Here is a 394-nt window from a genome sequence, read left to right as displayed (position 1 = left end):
CCAGGGCACGGTCCGGCTCGACGGCGGACCCGGCGGCGAGTGCGTGGTGGGCCAGCGGGACCGGGTCGTCGGGCCGCCTGCGGGTGAGGATCGCGTGGGCCGCGGCGTGCAGCCGGGCGCGACGCAGCTGCGGGATGTCGCCGTAGAGGGTGTCGCGGACCAGGTCGTGGGAGAACCGCAGCCGTCCCGGCCCGGGTTCGAGCAGCATCCCGCCGAGCACCGCGGGCTCCAGGGCGTCCAGCGGGTCGGCGCCGTCGACGGTGGCGGCGAGGTCGAGGGCGTCGTCGGTGTCCAGGTCGCGGCCGAGCACCGAGACCCGGGCCAGCGCGGTGCGGGTGATCGCGGGCAGCCGGGCCAGGCGCCGGCGCAGCACCTCGCGGACCCCGGCCGGGAC

1 pseudogene is annotated in these 394 nt (G+C 78.9%); it reads right to left on the bottom strand.

Annotation, left to right across the window (positions count from 1 at the left end):
• Positions 1 to 394 (bottom strand): annotated as a pseudogene (locus GTW08_RS13270) (SARP family transcriptional regulator); the annotation flags it as partial.

It is taken from the genome of Pseudonocardia sp. SID8383 (genome assembly GCF_009864975.1).
Taxonomy (GTDB): domain Bacteria; phylum Actinomycetota; class Actinomycetes; order Mycobacteriales; family Pseudonocardiaceae; genus Pseudonocardia; species Pseudonocardia alni.
Note: the sequence above shows the minus strand (reverse complement) of the source record. Positions and strands in the feature narration are given on the sequence as shown.